Source organism: Streptomyces sp. NPDC013317 (assembly GCF_055563155.1).
Genome location: NZ_JBVHDX010000005.1, coordinates 89,226 through 106,755, shown reverse-complemented (window position 1 = coordinate 106,755; position 17,530 = coordinate 89,226). Strand labels below are relative to the sequence as shown.

The 17,530-nt window shown below is 72.7% G+C and carries 16 protein-coding genes and 1 riboswitch; of the genes, 4 read left to right on the top strand and 12 right to left on the bottom strand.

The features are described from left to right. Positions 1–54 precede the first annotated feature (54 nt). From ACZ3IJ_RS16065 to ACZ3IJ_RS16050, 4 genes are all read right to left on the bottom strand, one after another. Positions 55–498 carry a DUF5304 domain-containing protein gene (locus ACZ3IJ_RS16065; RefSeq protein ID WP_467468567.1) on the bottom strand — a complete coding sequence of 148 codons (444 nt, stop codon included), beginning with the start codon at positions 496–498 and terminating at the stop codon, positions 55–57. A gap of 125 nt (positions 499–623) precedes the next feature. Continuing rightward, positions 624–1,739, bottom strand: a complete 1,116-nt coding sequence (locus ACZ3IJ_RS16060) for an ArsA family ATPase (RefSeq protein WP_467468565.1) — start codon at positions 1,737–1,739, stop codon at positions 624–626. Positions 1,740–1,835: 96 nt separating this feature from the next. Further along, positions 1,836–2,279, bottom strand: coding sequence for an SRPBCC family protein (locus tag ACZ3IJ_RS16055; protein ID WP_352191848.1), 444 nt, complete (start codon positions 2,277–2,279; stop codon positions 1,836–1,838). Between the two features lie 90 nt (positions 2,280–2,369). Next, a complete protein-coding gene (locus tag ACZ3IJ_RS16050; RefSeq protein WP_467468563.1) occupies positions 2,370–3,137 on the bottom strand; it encodes a metallophosphoesterase family protein in 768 nt (255 codons plus the stop codon). 256 nt (positions 3,138–3,393) lie between these two features. Here ACZ3IJ_RS16050 and ACZ3IJ_RS16045 point away from each other — a divergent pair, with 256 nt between their 5' ends. Then, positions 3,394–5,190 (top strand): AMP-dependent synthetase/ligase, encoded by a 1,797-nt coding sequence (locus ACZ3IJ_RS16045; RefSeq protein WP_467468561.1) that lies wholly within the window; start codon positions 3,394–3,396, stop codon positions 5,188–5,190. A 132-nt stretch (positions 5,191–5,322) separates the two neighbouring features. Here ACZ3IJ_RS16045 and ACZ3IJ_RS16040 read toward each other — a convergent pair whose 3' ends face one another. Beyond that, positions 5,323–6,465, bottom strand: a complete 1,143-nt coding sequence (locus ACZ3IJ_RS16040) for a glycosyltransferase family 4 protein (protein ID WP_467468559.1) — start codon at positions 6,463–6,465, stop codon at positions 5,323–5,325. A 95-nt stretch (positions 6,466–6,560) separates the two neighbouring features. Here ACZ3IJ_RS16040 and ACZ3IJ_RS16035 point away from each other — a divergent pair, with 95 nt between their 5' ends. Continuing rightward, positions 6,561–7,832 carry a glycosyltransferase 87 family protein gene (locus tag ACZ3IJ_RS16035; RefSeq protein WP_467468557.1) on the top strand — a complete coding sequence of 424 codons (1,272 nt, stop codon included), beginning with the start codon at positions 6,561–6,563 and terminating at the stop codon, positions 7,830–7,832. A 69-nt stretch (positions 7,833–7,901) separates the two neighbouring features. Here ACZ3IJ_RS16035 and ACZ3IJ_RS16030 read toward each other — a convergent pair whose 3' ends face one another. From ACZ3IJ_RS16030 to ACZ3IJ_RS16010, 5 genes are all read right to left on the bottom strand, one after another. Then, entirely contained in the window at positions 7,902–9,116 is a 1,215-nt protein-coding gene (locus ACZ3IJ_RS16030) for a hypothetical protein (protein ID WP_467468555.1), read from the bottom strand. Between the two features lie 40 nt (positions 9,117–9,156). Then, entirely contained in the window at positions 9,157–10,176 is a 1,020-nt protein-coding gene (locus ACZ3IJ_RS16025) for a C40 family peptidase (RefSeq protein WP_467468553.1), read from the bottom strand. 194 nt (positions 10,177–10,370) lie between these two features. Continuing rightward, complete coding sequence (locus tag ACZ3IJ_RS16020) at positions 10,371–11,399, bottom strand: C40 family peptidase (RefSeq protein ID WP_467468551.1); 1,029 nt, start codon at positions 11,397–11,399, stop codon at positions 10,371–10,373. Between the two features lie 256 nt (positions 11,400–11,655). Then, complete coding sequence (locus tag ACZ3IJ_RS16015; protein ID WP_467468549.1) at positions 11,656–13,020, bottom strand: NYN domain-containing protein; 1,365 nt, start codon at positions 13,018–13,020, stop codon at positions 11,656–11,658. Positions 13,021–13,055: 35 nt separating this feature from the next. Then, a complete protein-coding gene (locus tag ACZ3IJ_RS16010) occupies positions 13,056–13,298 on the bottom strand; it encodes a hypothetical protein (protein ID WP_260228851.1) in 243 nt (80 codons plus the stop codon). A 156-nt stretch (positions 13,299–13,454) separates the two neighbouring features. Here ACZ3IJ_RS16010 and ACZ3IJ_RS16005 point away from each other — a divergent pair, with 156 nt between their 5' ends. Next, the gene (locus ACZ3IJ_RS16005) at positions 13,455–14,204 is read left to right on the top strand and encodes a rhomboid family intramembrane serine protease (RefSeq protein WP_467468547.1); all 750 of its coding nucleotides are present in this window, start codon (positions 13,455–13,457) and stop codon (positions 14,202–14,204) included. Next, a complete protein-coding gene (locus ACZ3IJ_RS16000; RefSeq protein WP_017238849.1) occupies positions 14,201–14,482 on the top strand; it encodes an Lrp/AsnC family transcriptional regulator in 282 nt (93 codons plus the stop codon). Before ACZ3IJ_RS16005 ends, ACZ3IJ_RS16000 begins: the two co-directional genes overlap by 4 nt. A gap of 48 nt (positions 14,483–14,530) precedes the next feature. On the opposite strand, the gene ACZ3IJ_RS15995 is transcribed toward ACZ3IJ_RS16000, so the two are convergent. Both ACZ3IJ_RS15995 and trpD read right to left on the bottom strand, forming a co-directional pair. Further along, on the bottom strand, positions 14,531–15,964 hold the full coding sequence (locus tag ACZ3IJ_RS15995) for an aminotransferase class V-fold PLP-dependent enzyme (protein ID WP_467468545.1): 1,434 nt from the start codon (positions 15,962–15,964) through the stop codon (positions 14,531–14,533). A 190-nt stretch (positions 15,965–16,154) separates the two neighbouring features. Beyond that, positions 16,155–16,271: riboswitch (SAM riboswitch) on the bottom strand. A 77-nt stretch (positions 16,272–16,348) separates the two neighbouring features. Then, complete coding sequence (gene trpD / locus ACZ3IJ_RS15990) at positions 16,349–17,413, bottom strand: anthranilate phosphoribosyltransferase (protein ID WP_467468543.1); 1,065 nt, start codon at positions 17,411–17,413, stop codon at positions 16,349–16,351. Between the last annotated feature and the right edge of the window lie 117 nt (positions 17,414–17,530).

Sequence of the window (17,530 nt, the reverse complement as noted above, 5' to 3'; positions counted from 1 at the left end):
TTTCGGTCGAGCCCCGCTAAGGCCAACCGTACCCGAGGGGGCCGCCCGTCCTGATCAGTCCAGGTCGATGTGCTGCCCGGTTCCGGGCCCCTCGTCGTCCCTCTTCGTGTCCTCGGGCCGCTCGGCCGGGGTCTCCCTGCGCGGGTCGTCCGGCTCGTCGCGCGTCCAGCGCGTCTCGTGGTTCTCGACCGCCGAGCGGTACGCGGCGAGCAGCTCGTTGCCGGCCGCGGCGAGGTGGTCGAAGACCTGCGGGTTGCGCTCGATGATCGGCTCGACGGCGGCCTTCGCCTGGTTGACGAACTGCTGCACCGTGCCCTGGGCTGCCATGCCCGTCAGCGGGTTGCGCAGTGTGGAGACCTTCTCGGCGACGGCGTCGAAGAGCTTGCGGAACTCCTCGGCGGCCGAGCCGGGCTCCTGGCCGGCCGCGGCGCGGCGGCGGGCCTTCTCGGCCTCCAGGTCCTCGGCGCACGCCTTGGCCCAGGCATCCGAATCGCTCATGGCGTACTCCTTACGGCTTATACCGTCGACGGTACACGGCGCCGGGGGCCTCGGGGGCTACGGAGCCGTGGCCGCTACGGCCGGTGCCACGCCATGGCCGCGCCCGCGCCGCGGCCGCGTCGGCGCTACGGCCTCTTCGGCCAGAGGCCGGCGTCCGGGGTGAACCTGATCCGGAGATCGCCGTCGACCAGCCCGGCACCGGCGACCGTGCAGCGGCGCAGGGCCGCCGGCAGTGGGACGTTGCGGCGGAACGGCCCGACGGCGAGGAGCAGTTCGTCGCCCCGGCGGACGAGGGACAGCTCTTCCTTGACGGCGCCCGGCAGCGGGATGTGCCAGACCAGGATGCCGTCGTCGGCGCGGCGGTCCTCGACGGTCCACTCCGGGGCCGCGACGGGATTGGCGTCCACCGCGAGCAGGGCGAGGTCCTCGGGGCCGCGGGGGTCCCGGCCGAGGTGCGGGAGCGCGTGGACGACTCCGTCGTGTCCGGTACGGAGCCGGGCCAGGTGCTCGTGCTGCTGGGCGGTCAGCGCGGCGAACCAGGGGTCGGCCGACTCGGCGGGCAGCAGCTTGTTGGCGACGACGGTGTCGAGGGTGAGGCCGTGGAGCGCGAGCCCGAGGCGGGCGGTGCGCAGGGTGTCGGCGGCGGCGGGCCCCGGCTCGACGACGAGGCGGACGCCGGTGGTGGGGGCGTCGACGACGGCCTGCACGGCGGCGAGCTCGGCCTCCCAGCGGGCGGTCGTCTCGAAGAGCCACTGCGCGGGCATGGGGACGCCGGCGAGCTGGGCCAGCATGGGACGCAGGGCGCGGGCGGCCTGCCGCTCGGGCGGCAGGAGCCGGCGGAGGTAGCGGCGCAGCTGCTCGGGCAGGGCGAGGAGGGCGAGGGCGTCCAGGAGCGGAGGCAGGTCGACGACGACGAGGTCCCGGTCCTGTGCGGCGGCGTCGCGCAGCGCGCGGAGGAGGGCGAACGGGGCGCTGCCGGGGAGTTCGGTGAGCTCGGCGTCCTCGAAGGGGGTGGCGCCGAGGAGGTCGAAGGCGGTGGTGGAGCGCTCCTGCAGGGCGAGGAACTCGCGCCGGAAGTCGGCGGCGGGGCTCGGCCGGAGGACGTCGACGCCGAGGCCCTCGTCGGCCTCGGCGGAGACGAGCAGGACGCGTCGTCCGGCGTGGGCTTCGGCGAGGGCGGCGGCGGTGGCGACAGTGGTGCGGCCGGCGCCGCCGGCGCCGGTGACAAGCATGATCCCCATGCCCCAGACGTTACCGCCGCCCCGCAGGCCACCCGCCCCGGCCCTCGACAGGGCCGGTCCCCACCGCCCACGACCGGCGGAGGCGTCCCGTGAGCGCTACGCGCCGGATTCGACTCGCTTCTTCAGGCCCGCCAGCGCGCGGTCGATGATGACCTTCTCCGCCTTGCGCTTGATCATTCCCAGCATCGGGATCTTCACGTCCACCGTCAGCTGGTACGTGACCTCGGTCCGCGTCCCGCCGCCCGCCGGCGCCAGCCGGTAGGAGCCGTCGAGCGCGCGGAGCATCTGGGACTTGACCAGCGTCCAGGAGACCTCGTCGTCACCGGTCCAGGTGTACGCCAGCGTGTGGTCGTCCTTGATCGCGCCCGCGTCGAGCAGCAGCCGGACCTTCTCCGCGCGGCCGGCCGCGTCCTTCTCCAGGACCTCGGCCTCCTTCACCTCGCCCGTCCACTCGGGGTAGCGCGCGAAGTCGGCGATGACGCTCATGACGTCGGCCGGCGCCGCCTCGATGGTGATGCTCGAGCTGGTGTGTTCGGCCATCGTGGTGGCTCCTCCACTGTGCGGTCCGGCGGAAGTCGTAAGGGCACGAACGTGCCGACCGAAGGCTATCGCGCCGTCACCGAACGCCCGTCACCACTCCAGCGTCCACGGCCTGCCCGTCGCCGCGAAGTGGCCGACGTTCACGCATTCCGTGCTCCCGACCCGCATCCGCCGCGCCAGCGGCTGGTGGACGTGGCCGAAGAGCGCGTACCGCGGCCTCGTGCGCCGGATCGCGTCGAGCAGCGCCCGGCTGCCGCGCTCGAAGCGCCTCGGCACGGTGTCGTACGTCAGCTCCGGCACGTCCGGCGGGATGTGGCTGCACAGCACGTCGACCTCGCCGAGGGCCTCCACCTTCGCCGCGTACTCCTCGTCGGAGATCTCGTACGGCGTACGCATCGCCGTCCGCAGCCCGCCGCCGACGAAGCCGAACACAAGTCCGTCGAGCTCGACCCGCTCACCGTCCAGGACCGTCGTCCCGGGGCGGGCGTACTCGGGCCACAGGCCGGGGATGTCGACGTTGCCGTACGTCGCGTACGTGGGGTTCGGGAAGGCCGCGAAGAGCTCCTCGTATTGGCGGCGGACCGCGGACTCGATCGCGGTGTCGCGGTCGACGGCGAGCTCGGACCAGAGGCGTCGTCCCAGGTCACGCGCATCGTCGAAGCGTCGTGCGGTGCGCAGTTCGACGATTCGGTCGGCGTTCTCGACACCGAAGAGGTCCGGGAAGATGCCCCGGCTGTGGTCGGCGTAGTCGAGGAAGAGCACCAGGTCACCGAGACAGACCAGGGCGTCCGCGCCCTGCCCCGCCTTGGCGAGGGCCCCGCTGTTCCCGTGTACGTCGCTGACCACGTTGATCCTCATGCGGTTCAGCGTAGGGCGTCGGACCTGCGGTTACTTCCGAGTCGTCGAAGCTGTGGACTACTGTGCGCGAAGCATCGCCACAGCTGTGTGACGCATGGAACATCTGGCCAGGACCCCCTATCGGGAACCCAGTACTGATGGGTAACGTCCGGGCAGTCCAGTTGTGCTCACCCCACTGAGCACCTGCCCGATCTTGGACCGCACCGGTGCATTCACACAGAGCCGTGGCGCCGGCGCCCGATGAGGAGCAGCAGTCTTGCGCGAGTTCAGCCTTCCGGCCCTGTACGAGGTCCCCTCGGACGGCAACCTGACGGATCTCATCCGCCGCAACGCCACTCAGCACCCAGACACCGCCGTGATGGGACGCAAGGTGGCCGGCGTCTGGACGGACGTCACCGCCGAACAGTTCCTCGCCGAGGTCCGCGAGGCCGCGAAGGGCCTGATCGCCGCCGGCGTCGAGCCGGGCGACCGCGTGGCCCTGCTGTCCAGGACGCGGTACGAGTGGGTGCTCCTCGACTTCGCGATCTGGAGCGCGGGCGCGGTGACCGTGCCGGTCTACGAGACCAGCTCGCCGGAGCAGATCCAGTGGATCCTCGGCGACTCGGGCGCCACGCTCGCCCTCGTCGAGACGGCGGCCCACCAGGAGGCCGTGGTCTCGGTCCAGGCGAACCTGCCCGCCCTCAAGGGGATCTGGCAGATCGACGACGACGCGGTGGCGCACCTCGCGGGGACCGGCGCGGACATCTCGGACGAGCTCCTCGACCAGCGGATGTCGACCGCGCACGCCGACGACCCGGCGACGATCGTCTACACCTCGGGCACCACCGGCCGCCCCAAGGGCTGTGTGCTGACGCACCGCGCGTTCTTCGCCGAGTGCGGCAACGTGGTGGAGCGTCTGAAGCCGCTCTTCCGTACCGGCGAGTGCTCGGTCCTGCTGTTCCTGCCGGCCGCGCACGTCTTCGGGCGGCTCGTCGAGGTCGCGTCGGTGATGGCGCCGATCAAGCTGGGCTGCGTACCGGACATCAAGAACCTCACCGACGAGCTGGCCTCCTTCCGGCCGACGCTGATCCTCGGTGTGCCGCGTGTCTTCGAGAAGGTCTACAACTCGGCCCGGGCGAAGGCCCAGGCCGACGGCAAGGGCAAGATCTTCGACAAGGCGGCGCACACGGCGATCGCGTACAGCCGGGCGATCGGCACGCCGCAGGGCCCGTCCCTCGGCCTGCGGCTCAAGCACAAGGTCTTCGACAAGCTGGTCTTCTCCAAGCTGCGGGCGGTGCTCGGCGGGCGCGGCGAGTACGCGATCTCGGGCGGAGCGCCGCTCGGTGAGCGGCTCGGCCACTTCTTCCGCGGGATCGGCTTCACGGTCCTGGAGGGCTACGGCCTGACGGAGTCGTGCGCGGCGACCGCGTTCAACCCGTGGGACCGGCAGAAGATCGGTACGGTCGGGCAGCCGCTGCCGGGCTCGGTGGTGCGGATCGCCGACGACGGCGAGGTGCTGCTGCACGGCGAGCACATCTTCTCGGGCTACTGGCAGAACGAGACGGCGACGGCCGAGGCGCTGGCGGACGGCTGGTTCCACACGGGCGACATCGGCACGCTGGACGAGGACGGCTACCTCGCGATCACCGGCCGGAAGAAGGAGATCCTGGTGACGGCGGGCGGCAAGAACGTCGCCCCGGCGGTCATCGAGGACCGGATCCGCGCGCACGCGCTGGTCGCGGAGTGCATGGTGGTCGGCGACGGGCGCCCGTTCGTGGGCGCGCTGATCACCCTGGACGAGGAGTTCCTGGGCCGCTGGGCGGCCGAGCACGGCAAGCCCGCGGGTGCGACGGCCGCGACGCTGCGCGACGACGCCGACCTGCTCGCCGAGGTCCAGCGGGCGGTGGACGACGGCAACGCCGCGGTGTCCAAGGCCGAGTCGGTCCGGAAGTTCCGCGTCCTGCCGTCCCAGTTCACCGAGGAGGCGGGCCACATCACGCCGTCGCTGAAGCTGAAGCGGAACGTGGTGGCGAAGGACTTCGCGGACGAGATCGAGGGGATCTACCGCGCCTGATCGCGCGGGTGCCCGAAACCCGAGGGGCCCCGTGGGATGCCGTCCGGCGTCCCACGGGGCCCGTTCGTTCTCTCCTCGGCCCCGCGGGGGGCGGGGCCGGCCCGGGCAGGGCAAGGGCGGGCCCGGGCGGGGCTAGAGCAGTTCCCTCAGGCGCTCCGCCAGCAGGTCCCAGCGCCAGCGCTCCTCGACCCAGTCACGGCCGCGGGCGCCCATGCGGGCGCGCAGCTCCGGGTCGAGCAGGAGGGTCGCGATGCGGTCCGCCGACTCCTCCGGGGCCTCGCCCCTGACCACCCAGCCCGTCTCGCCGTCGAGGACCGCGTCCGGCGCGCCGCCCGAGTCGCCCGCGACGACCGGCAGGCCCGTGGCCGAGGCCTCCAGGTAGACGATGCCGAGGCCCTCGACGTCCAGGCCGCCGCGGCGGGTGCGGCAGGGCATCGCGAAGACGTCCCCGGCGCCGTAGTGGGCCGGCAGCTCCTCCCAGGGCACCGCGCCGGTGAACCGTACGGAATCGGCCACCCCGGTCGTCGCCGCGAGGCGCCGCAGGTCCTTCTCGTACGGGCCGCCGCCGACGATCAGCAGCACCGCGTCCGGCACCCGGCACAGGATCTCGGGCAGGGCGCGGATCAGCGTGTCCTGGCCCTTGCGCGGGACGAGCCGGGAGACGCACACGACCACGGGCCGGTCGCTGAGCCCGAGCCGCTCCCGTACGGCGTCCCCGCCCGAGCCCGGGTGGAAGGTCTTCTCGTCGACGCCCGGCGGAAGCTGCACCATCCGCCCGGCCGCGGCCGGGGTCAGCGCGGCCGCGATCCGCGAGCGGGTGTACTCCCCGAGGTACGTGATCGTGTCCGTGCCCTCGCCGATCCGCCGGAGCAGCTGCCGGGAGCCGGGCAGCTGCGCCCAGCCCGCCTCGTGCCCATGGGTCGTCGCCACGAGCCGTCGCGCGCCCGCCCTGCGCAGCGCGGGGGCCATCAGGCCGAGCGGGGCCGCGGCCCCGAACCAGACCGACTCGCAGCCGTGCTCACGGAGCAGCGCCGTCGCCCGCGCGGTGACCCGAGGTGTGGGCAACAGCATGGTGGTGCTGTCCCGCACGACCGTGAAAGGCTGCTCGGCGTCGAACGCGGCGGTCGCCTCGATCCCCTCGCGGCTGCGCTTCCACGTGGAGGCGTAGACCACGATCTTCTCGGGATCCAGACGCAGCGCCATGTTGTGCAGGAACGCCTGGATTCCACCGGGTCGGGGCGGGAAGTCGTTGGTTACGATCAGGGTCTTGTGCATCGTCGCCGAATGTACGTGACGGCACCCCCCGCCCGGCAACACCACCCGTCCGCGGACGCGGACCGAACAGACCGACAGGATGGGACGAGGTAGGCATGACGGGCGTACTGGGTACGGCTGCCGAGCGCGCGAGAAGAAACCCCATAGTGCTCTGGGGGCTCACCCGGGTCGTTCTGCTCCTCTGTGTCTTCAAGGTCGTCACGGTCCCGGGGCCGGACATCACCAGTGACATCGAGCAGATCTACCAGGGCTGGTTCGACGTCCTGAAGACCGGCACGTACCCGCTGGACGACGTGACCTGGCAGTACCCGCCGCTCGCCGCCCTCGCGATCCTCTCCCCCGCGGTGCTGCCGTTCCTCGGCTACTCCGCGGCCTTCTTCGTCCTCGCCTTCCTCTGCGACGCGCTCGTCTTCGCGCTGCTGATGTACACAGGCCGGCGGCGCGGCCGGAGCCGGCACGGCGCCTGGATCTGGATCGCGGGCGTGCCGCTGCTCGGCCCGACCGCGTACGCCCGCTACGACCTGATGGTCACCGCGGTGGCGGTGGCCGCGCTGCTCGCCGGCGTCCACCGGCCGCGCGTCCTCGGCGCCCTGGCGGGCTTCGGGGCGATGCTGAAGGTCTGGCCGGCGCTGGTGCTCGCGGGCACGCCCCGCGGCCGTGCGACGTTGCGTTCGTGGTCGACGGCGGCCGGCGCGGCAGCCGGGCTCCTGCTCCTGTGCGTGCTCGCGGCGCCCGGTGCGCTGGCCTTCCTGACGTACCAGCGCGATCGGGGGCTCGAACTGGAGTCCCTGGGGGCGATGGTCTTCCACGTGGCCCGCCACCTGGGCTGGGACGGCGTGGCGCAGATGAACTACGGCTCGATCGAGTTCCTCGGCCCGTACGTCTCCTCCGTCGCCACGGTCGCGATGGGCCTGACCGTCGCCGCCTTCTGCTGGCTGCTCGTGTGGCGGATACGCGCCCGGCAGTTCGCGTCGACGACCCCCGCGGACGCGGCGTTCGTGGCGGTGCTGCTGTTCACCACCACGAGCCGGGTGATCAGCCCGCAGTACATGCTGTGGCTGGTGGGCCTTGCCGCGGTGTGCCTGGCGTACCGGGCGAGCCGGATGCATCGTCCTGCGCATCTGGTGGTGTGGGCGACGGCGGTGACGCAGTTCGAGTTCCCGGTGTGGTTCTCGCACGTCACGGACAGCGATCCGCTGGGCATCGCGCTGCTGCTCATACGGAACGGGCTGCTGGTCGCCGCGTCGGTCTCGGCCTGTCGCGTCCTCTGGCAGCAGACGGTCACCGAACCGCGGCTCACCCCGGTGAAGATCCCGGCTCAGGCGGAGCCGGAACCGGAGCGCGCGCGGAGCCTGCCGGTCGGCTGAGGGACGGCGTACGGCGCTGCAGCGGCCCCAGGGCCGCGCACTGGCCCGCCCTACGCCGGCTGGCCCGTCCTACGCCAGGCTGTCCCGCACATAGTCCCGCCAGGCCGTCGTGAACTCCCCGGGGGTCGTGCCGAGGACCTCGGCGAGGGCCTTCTCCGTCGCGCCCTCGCGCTGCGGGTGGGCGCCCACCGCTCGGTAGAAGGCGGTGAGCTTCGCCTCGCCCCAGCGCTCCGCGATCAGCGCGCAGGCCAGCCAGCCGCCCTCGTAGGCGCGGGCCAGGGCGTCGGCGTCGCTGCCGAAGGCGAAGGCCTTGTCGTCCGGGAGGGCCGGGGGGACGTCGCCGGCGGCGACCGCGCGGCGCAGCTCCGGGGCCGCCTGGGCGGCCGTGCGGCCCGTGCCCCGGTACGCGACCCAGTCGGCGAAGCCCTCGGAGAGCCAGACCGGAGTGGACGCGGAGGTGACGGCGCGGGTGGCCACGTGGGTCGTCTCGTGCGTGAGGACGACCTGCTGCCCGAAGCCCCCGAGGACCCCGTACGCCTCGGGGTTGACGATCACCCGGTCCGCGGGCGCGTCCGGCCCGCCGCCGACCTCCCCGGTCGTGACCGCCGCTATCCCCCGGTACGAGGCCGCGGGCGCCCCGAGCAGCCCGCCCATGGCGTCCAGCGAGGCGGGGACGAGGACCACCACCCGGCCCGCCCACGTCCCGGCCCAGGCCGACGAGACCGCGGGCACCGCCCGGTCGGCCGCCGCCGCGACGGCCTTCAGCCGCTCCTCCCGCTGCCCGACGCCGAGGACGAGGCTGCGCGCTCCTCGTACCGCGTCCACCTCGCCCTGCTGCCACAGCTGCTGGGTGGCGCCCTCCGCGGGCCGTTCACCGGTCACGTACCACCGGCCGTCGCGTTCCGTCAGGTCCAGGACGCGCTCGCTGGTGACCGGCCCGGAGTCGTAGCCGGCGATCCGGTGGCTGAGCTCGGCGCGGACCGTCGCCCGGTCCTCCCCCGCCCGGTCGACGTCCGTCACGCGGTAGCCCCACGAGGCGAGAGGCACCTCCGTGAGCCGGTCGTACTCCCTGAGCGCGGTGGGCGCGAACGCCGGGTCGAGCCCCGCCGCGTACGCCGTCTCGTCGCGGGCGAGCAGCGCCCGCGCGTGCCGGTCGAGGAGGGTGCGGATCTCCTCGGGCGCCGGATCGCCGGCCTCCGGCGCCGCGCAGCCGGTGAGGGCGAGCAGGACGGCCACCAGACAGGCTGCCGCCCGTCGCACCGCTCCACACCCCTGACCTGCCACGCACCCGATCGTACGGGCAGGCGACCGGACAGGTGTCCGGTCAGACCCGCGTCACCGTCACGTGGGACATCATCCCGACGGGGTCGTAGCGCACCCGCGCGCCGGGATACGGGGCGTGGATGACCTGCCCGTCGCCCGCGTAGATCCCGACGTGGCTGGCGTCGCCGCGGTACGTGACGAGGTCGCCCGGCTGCGCCTGCGAGAGCGGCACCCGCCGGCCCGCGTTCCGCTGGGCCGCCGAGGTCCGCGGGAGGCTGATGCCGGCCTGCCGGTACGACCAGACCATCAGGCCGGAGCAGTCGAAGGCGGACGGCCCCGTCGCGCCCCACACGTACGGCTTGCCGATGGCGCTGCGGGCGGCGATCACCGCGGCGGCGGCGCGCGAGGAGGCCGGGCCGAGATCGGCGAGGGGCGGCAGCTCCCCGGCGAGTGCGTCCCGGCCCGAGCGGTCGGCCCGGCCCTCGAACGCCGCCCGCTCCTCGTCCGTCAGCGACTGCAGCAGCCGGCGGGCCTCGGCGAGCTTCCGCTCGACGGTGCGCTTGTGCCGGGCGACCTGGGTGCGGCTGCGCTCCAGCTCGACGAGGAGCCGGCCGGCCTCGGTCCGCTCCTGGTTCAGCCGGCGCAGCTCGTGCTGGAGCCGGCCGAGCGCCACGCTCTGCCGGTCGGTCACCCGGTCCAGGACGGAGGCCCGGTCGAGGTAGGAGTCGGGGTCGGAGGAGAGCAGCAGCGCGAGCGCGGGGTCCATCCCGCCGGAGCGGTACTGGGCTCCGGCCACCGAACCGAGCGCGCCCCGCATGCGGTTGACGCGTTCCTGGCCGCGCGCCACGCTGTCCTTCGCCCGGGAGACCGTCCTGCGCAGCTGGTCCGCCCGCTCGTCGGCCTTGTTGTAGCCCTCGGTGGCCTTCTCGGCCTCCTCGAAGAGCCGGTCGACGGTGGCGCGCGTGGTCTCAGGGGTGCCGCTCGGATCGGCGCTCGCCGGGACGGCGCCGAAGGCCGTGGCCGCGGTGGCCGCGGCGGCGGTCAGGACGGTGACCCTCGCGGGTCGTCGGTGGGACGCCACGTATCGCGCTCCGTTCGGTGTTGCCCAGACTGGCGCGGCAGACAGTAGCCGGTGATCACCCTCCGTCCAACGAAGGTTCCCGACACGCAAAGTGACGCCCCGCCGGAGACCACAGGTCACCGGCGGGGCGTCACGTCATCGAGAGATGCGACATTCCACCCGATTGGGCGTCACGTCGGAGCGCGGCGGATGCGTCAGATGCGCACGCCGAACTGGAAGGTGCCCATGTAGCTCATGGACTCGTAGCGGACCGACGCGCCGGGCTTGGGAGCGTGCAGGATCTGCCCGTTACCGGCGTACAGGCCCACGTGCGAAAGGCTGTTGAAGAAGACCAGGTCGCCCGGCTTGAGCTGGCTGCGGCCGATCTTCACGCCGTCGTTCTGCTGGGTGTAGGTGGTACGGCTGATCCCTACGCCGGCCTGGCGGTAGGCCCACTGCGTCAGACCGGAGCAGTCGTACGAGTTGGGGCCCTCGGCGCCGGAGACGTACGGCTTGCCGATCTGGGTGGCGGCGGCGCTGAGCGCGGCGGCACCGCGCTGGGAGGCCGGGACCTCGTTGCCGAGGTCGACGCGGTCGCCGGCGGCGCGGCTGGCGCGCTGCTCCTCGGCCTGCATCTTGGCGCGCTCGGCGGCGGTGAGGGTGTTGAGCAGCTTCTGCGCCTCGGCGAGCTTGCCCTGGTAGGCCTTCTTCTTCTCACCGAGGGTCTTGCGGACGTCCTCGAGGTCGGCGAGCTTCGTCGTCGCCTCGGCGCGCTGCTGGGCGAGCGTGCGCTGCTTGGACTGGATCGACTGGAGCACGTCGGCCTGCTTGGCGCCGAGCTGGTCGATCGCGGACGCCTTGTCGAGGTAGGTGTCCGGGTCGGAGGAGAGGAAGAGCTGGAGCGCCGGGTCGATGCCACCGGAGCGGTACTGCGCGCTGGCGACCGAACCGATGTTGTCCCGCAGCGTGTTGAGCTCCTGCTGACCGCGCGCCACCTTGTCCTGAAGGGCGCCGATCTCCTTCTGCAGCTTCCCGCGACGCTCCTCGGCCAGGTTGTACTGCTCCGTGGCCTCCTCGGCCTCGTGGTGCAGCTTGTCGACCTTCGACTTGACGTCGTCGATCTTCGGCTTCGGGGCGGCCTGGGCGCCGGACTGGACGGAGAGCGCGACGGCCGCGGCGGCGGTCGCGGTGAGCACGGTCACGCGGGTGCGGCTCGGCTGCTTGGGACGACGGTGGGACGCCACGAAGGCGATCTCCTTCTTCCTCGAGCCGCCCAACCAGGCTGCGGCAGGCGGTTTCTCCGCTGCCATCCCGGATGGATGATCAACCGCGCGGAGGTTCGAGGCCCGACCCTAGTGACCATCTTGTGATCAGTTCAAATCCTCATGAGCAAAATCTCGCTCACGCGGCACTTTATTTACACACATCACACGGGCAGTAACGGCCACTTGACCGTACGCCCTCCAGAATTCGGGCATTAGGCCCAGTAGTTACGAGACGTCACGAGGCGCGCGAAAGCCGCTTCAGCAACAAGGCGGACGCGACCGGACGCGCCCCGGCCTTGGCCACCCCGTCGGCCACCTCACGGTCGGTGGAGACCACGACGACCGGACGGCCCGGCGGCTCGGCGCGCACCAGCTGACGGATCAACTCGTCGGCCGTCACGCCCGGCTTGGAGAAGAGCACCCGCACCCCGCGCGGCGGGGCGAGCAGCACCGGCGCCGCGAGCTCCGCACCGTCGAACACACAGGTGACCTCGGCGCCCGAGCGGGCCGCGAGCGTGGAGAGCCCGCCCAGCAGCCGCAGCCGCTGCTTCTCCAGCGGCATGGTCGGATAGCCGGTCTTGGTGACGTTGTAGCCGTCCACGACCAGATGCGCCTGGGGCAGCGCCAGGAGTTGGTCCAGGAGCGCCGGGTCGGTCTCGGAGAGCGCGCGGGCGGCGATGTCCTTCGGCGACATCCGTCCGGGCTCCACCGCGTCGACGGTGTCGGCGGGATGGACGGAGACGGGTGGCAGGGCCAGTTCGCGGCGCAGCCCCTGCGCGGCGTCGAGCACCGTGTCGAGCAGCAGCCGCAGCCGCATGTCCTCCACCGAGCGGCCCTCACGGGCGGCCCGGCGGCTCGCCTCCAGGGCGGCTTCGACCTCCCCCAGGCGGGCCTTGAGACGGCGGCTCTCGCTCTCCGCGGCCGAAACCTGCGCCGCGGCCTCCGCCTTGATCGTGTCGATCTCCGCGTGGGTGCGGCGCAGCGCCGCCTCGCCGCGCTTCACGTCGCTCTGCGCGCTGCGCAGCTTGCGGTGAAGCGATTCGGCTTCCCTGCGCGCCGCCTCCAGGTCGTGGCGCAGCTCCTCGGTCTCCGCACGCCCGCGGTCCCTGGCGGCGGCGACCTCCTCGCGCAGCCGCTCCAGCTCGCGCCGGCCGGCCTCGTCGGCGCGCTCGGCGTCGGCGCGCTGGGCCTCCTCGCCCGCGGCGGCGACCAGCTTGACCCAGCCGGCGGGGCGCAGCACGTAGGCGGCCGCGGCGACGTCGACGGGGTCGGCGGCGGCGGGCGGGGCGCCGGTCTCGACGGCCCCGGCCAGCTCGGGCTGGGCCTCCTTGAACCGCTCACCGATCCGCTGCCGGAACAGCGGATCGCTCTCCAGGGCGGCGGCCATGGCGTTGCCCGCGAACTTGGCCCGCCGGCTCGCGGTGAAGCGGGCGTACTGCCTCAGGGGGGCCGGAAGCTCCGCGACGGTCAGCCCGCCGAAGGCGTCCGAGACCAGCGCGACGACCCGCCGCCGTACGCCGTCCGGCAGCGGGCGGTCGAGCGCCTCGGCAGCGTCACCTGCCGCGCCGGCCGGTTCACCACCGCGCGCGGGCTGCTCCACGTTGCGTCACCCCATCGTGTTGCGCACCGCCGCCGTCAGGAAGCGGTGCCGGGCCTGTCCACCAGTTCGATCTGGTCCACCGCGTTGCACCAGCGGCAGCGGACCGACTCGATGGTCTCACTGACCACCTCGCGCTCCTCGACCTTCGGCTCTCCCGCGAGATCCAGATGGACGTACTCGACGACCTTGGAGGACCGGGTCACATCGAACCGGGTCAGGTTGCCGCACAGGGTGCAGCGCCAGCGGGTCTCGGCGGTCGGCAGGGGAACCGTCGTCATCGTGCCGTCCTCTTTCATGTGCGTGATGCGGATGCGGGTGCCGCGGTGCGCCATTGAACTGCGGAGGTACTGCCCGTAACCCTACGGCCTCGCGGGTACCCCGTGTCGCGGCGAGGCACTCTGTCCAGGTGGGCCCCGTTACGCCATGATCTGTCCATGATCGACAGGCGGCGCATCGCATGGCGGGAGGCGGCGCTCGGGGCGTGCCGGGGGGCCTGGAGCGGACCCACGGTGACGTATGCCCTGATCGCCGCCTGCTGCCTCACGTTCCTGATCAGCCCGGTGTCGGGCCTCGACCCCTCCTACGGGACCGGGGACCGGGCCCTGGCGGCGCAGAGCGCGTACTTCCACCGCTGGGGGGTCGTGCCGGCCGAGCTGATGGGCGGCGAACCCGGCACGCTCGTCACCCCGCTGACCGCCCTCTTCGTCCACGGCAGCTGGCTGCACCTGCTCGGGAACATGCTGTTCCTGTTCGTCTTCGGCGCGATGGCCGAGGAGCGGATGGGGGCGCTCGGCTTCGCCCTCTTCTACGCGGGCTGCGGCTATCTGGCGCTGCTCGGCTACGCGGCGGCGTACGCGAGCAGCGAGCAGACGCTGGTCGGGGCGTCGGGGGCGATCTCGGGGGTGCTCGGGGCGTTCCTCTACCTCTTCCCCCGCTCCCGGGTGACGAGCCTGTTCCCCTTCCTGTTCTTCCTGCCGCTGCGGTTCCCCGCCTGGATCGTGCTGGTCTTCTGGTTCGCGCTCCAGTGGCTCGCGGCCCGCTCGGCCGGGGCGGGCCCCGGTGTCGCCTATCTGGCCCATGTGGTGGGCTTCGCCGTCGGCTTCCTCTACGCCTGGGTCCGCTACCGAGGTGGGGATACAGTGAAGTCCCCAGCCGCGGCGACCGAGGGAGAAAGCCAGCCGTGATCACCGCGATCGTGCTCATCAAGACCAGCGTGGACCGCATCCCCGAGATCGCGGAGTCGATCGCCGCGCTCGACAGCGTCAGCGAGGTCTTCTCGGTGACCGGTACCTACGACCTGATCGCCATGGTCCGCGTGCCGCGGCACGACGACCTCGCGGACGTCATCCCCGGCCGGATCAGCAAGATCCCGGGCGTCGAGGCGACGGACACGCACGTGGCCTTCCGGACGTACTCCCAGCACGACCTCGAAGCCGCCTTCGCGATCGGCCTGGAGTCCTGACGCGGGGGGCCGCGGCAGGCGGCCCCCTTCACCCGTACGAGTGAGTGTTCAGCCGCGGTCCGGGACGCAACGGCCGTCCTCGGTGCGGTACTTCCACTGCGCGCCGTCCCGGACGAGCTCCTTCACGGCACGTACGAAACGCTCCACGTGCTCGTCGGGCGTACCGGCGCCGAAGCTGACGCGGATGGCGTTGAGCGACTTCTCGCCGGGCGCGGCCTCGGGGGCTCCGCACTCGCCCTGGGTCTGCGGGTCGCTGCCGAGCAGGGTGCGGACGAGCGGGTGGGCGCAGAAGAGGCCGTCGCGGACGCCGATGCCGTACTCGGCGGAGAGCGCGGCGGCGAAGTGGGAGCTGTTCCAGCCCTCGACGACGAAGGACAGGACACCGACGCGCGGAGCCTCGTCGCCGAAGAGCGAGAGCACCTTGACCGCCGGGACCTCGGCGAGGCCCTCCCGGACGGTGTCGACGAGGTGCTGTTCACGGGCGACGAGGGAGTCGAACCCGGCCTCGGTGAGCGCCTTGCAGGCGGAGGCGATGGAGTAGACGCCGATGACGTTCGGCGAACCGGCCTCGTGACGGGCGGCGGTGGTGTGCCACTCGACGTCCACTCCCCCGGCGCCTTCCCCGGCGATCCGTCGGCTCACCTTCTTGGACGCACCCCCGCCGGCGAGGTAGGGCTCGGCGGCCTGGAGCCAGTCGGCGCGGCCCGCGAGGACTCCCGAGCCGAAGGGGGCGTACAGCTTGTGGCCGGAGAAGGCCACCCAGTCGACGTCCAACTCCTGTACGGAGACCGGGTGGTGGGGCGCGAGCTGGGCGGCGTCGAGGACGATCCGGGCGCCGTGGGCGTGGGCGGCGGCGGCCAGTTCCCGGACCGGCCACAGCTCACCGGTGACGTTGGAGGCGCCGGTGACGCAGACGAGCGCGGGGCCGTAAGGGTCACGGTCGGCGAGGGCGCGCTCCAGGGTCTCGACGGCCTGGGCGGGCGTACGCGGGGCGTTGAGGTACGTGACGCGCGCGTCCCTCCACGGCAGGAGCGAGGCGTGGTGCTCGGTCTCGAAGACGAAGACCTCGCAGCCGGCGGGGAGCGCGGCGGCGAGCAGGTTGAGCGAGTCGGTGGTGGAGCGGGTGAAGACGACCTGGTCGGCGGGGCGGCAGTCGAGGAACTCGGCGACGGTGACGCGGCTGCTCTCGAAGAGGTCGGTGGAGAGCTGCGAGAGGTAGCCGGCGCCGCGGTGGACGCTGCCGTAGTACGGGGCGTAGGCGGCGACGTCGTCCCAGACCCGCTGCAGGGCCGGCGCGCTGGCGGCGTAGTCGAGCGCGGCGTAGGTGACCTCGCCCCCGGTCACGAGGGGAACGGTGACGTCCCGCCCGAGGACCGGGAGCGGGGCGGCGCAGCAGGGGCCGCCGGCCTCGGAGTCGGTGGCGGCGGAGGGGGCTGCGGTCGCGGCGTCGTGCGTGGTGGCGGCGTTCGGGTACGCGGACATGGCTGTGTCTCCTGAGCGGGAAGGTCAGCGAAGTGCCCGCGGGGCAGCGCGAAGAAGGGTGCCTCACACGGGTGTTGCCTCGACGCACGGTGTTCGTACGGAGGGTGGGGAAACGGGGCCGACGGGCCCTAGCGCATTCGCTTGCTCACGAGACTGCTCCCTTGAGGACCAGGACCCCAGGGTGTGCAGGGGTCCGCGCTTGCCGCGGACCTTGCTGTCCACGGCCTGGTCTTCACCCGGGGCACCCCGCCACGGACGGAGGGTTGCCGGACAGCCAGCCGGGGCTTCGAGGCTGTCACTCATGACCTGGCACTGAACGTATGCCACGTGATCGCCGGTGCGCAACCCCGTTCCGGATGGCGGAACGGGGCGCGCCCGGCGCCGCTACCTGTTGCTGGCCGCGACCCAGCGCTCCAGCGCCTGCCTGGCCGCACCCGAGTCGATCGACTCGGCCGCCCGCGCGATACCCTCGCGCAGCTGCTCCACCAGGGTGCCCGCGCCCGGCTCCAGGGCCGTGAGCGCCGCCGCCGAGTTGAGCAGTACCGCGTCCCGTACGGGACCGGTCTCGCCCGCGAGCAGCCGGCGGGCGACATCGGCGTTGTACGAGGCGTCGGCGCCGCGCAGCGCCTCCACCGGTACGAGTTCGATGCCGACGTCCCGCGGGTCGAAGGCCTCCTCGCGCACCACGCCGTCCCGTACGACCCACACCCGGGAGGTGGCCGTGGTCGTCAGCTCGTCCAGGCCGTCGTCGCCGCGGAAGACCAGCGCCGAGGAGCCGCGCTCGGCGAGGACGCCGGCCATGATCGGGGCCATCCGGGCGTCGGCCACACCGGTCGCCTGCGCTCTGACGCGGGCGGGGTTGGTGAGCGGACCGAGGAAGTTGAACGTGGTCCGGATGCCCAGTTCCTTGCGGGCCGCGGCCACATGGCGCAGCGCCGGGTGGAACTTCACCGCGAAGCAGAAGGTGATCCCCGCCTCCTCCGCGACCTCGACCACCCGCTGCGGGGTGAGCTGCAGGTTGACGCCGAGCTTCTCCAGGACGTCGGAGGCGCCGCTGGCGCTGGAGGCGGCGCGGTTGCCGTGCTTGACGACCTTCGCGCCGGTGCCGGCCACGACGATCGCCGACATGGTGGAGATGTTGACGGTCTTCGCGCCGTCGCCGCCGGTGCCGACGATGTCGACGGAGGGGCCGGGCACCTCGATCACGTTGGCGTGCTCGTACATCGTCCGCACGAGGCCGGTGATCTCCTCGACGGTCTCGCCCTTGGCGCGCAGGGCCACGGCGAAACCGGCGATCTGGGCGTCGGTGGCCTCGCCGCGCAGGATGCGGTCCATCGCCCAGGCGGTGTCCTCGGCGCTCTGGTCGCGGCCGGTCAGCAGGCCGTCCAGGACGGTGGGCCACGAGCGGCCCGCCGACGTAGGTCCTCCAGCGGGGGTCGCAGCGCTCATGGCGGCTCCTGATCAGTGCGTGACGGTGACGACTCCACCCTATCGAGCAACGGGGACGGCAAAGAGCCCCGTCCATCGAATGGACGGGGCTCCCGCTGTGGCGACCTCAGGTCGAGT